At 31.8% G+C, this 233-nt stretch carries 1 pseudogene; it reads right to left on the bottom strand.

Annotation, left to right across the window (positions count from 1 at the left end):
• Nucleotides 1-10 precede the first annotated feature (10 nt).
• Nucleotides 11-233 (bottom strand): annotated as a pseudogene (locus EG240_RS16610) (transcriptional regulator); the annotation flags it as partial.

Below are 233 nucleotides of genomic sequence, written 5' to 3'. Positions count from 1 at the left end.
AATAACAAAGCTATTTTTTTATTAATTGCTCTAGGTAAGCTAATTTTTCCTTTTCAGCAGCTAATAAACGTTCGTATAATTTTTTGTTCTCATCATACGCCTCAACCAACTTGTCTAACGGGTTGAAGGTTGCGTACATTCCTTGGTTAAAACTATTTCCTTGTGATGAGCTATTATCGTAGAAATTATTTACGTAATTAATCATTCGTTCGTCTGAATATTCTTTTATCGCT

The organism is Paenimyroides tangerinum (genome assembly GCF_003865405.1).
Classification (GTDB): domain Bacteria; phylum Bacteroidota; class Bacteroidia; order Flavobacteriales; family Flavobacteriaceae; genus Flavobacterium; species Flavobacterium tangerinum.
Note: the sequence above shows the minus strand (reverse complement) of the source record. Positions and strands in the feature narration are given on the sequence as shown.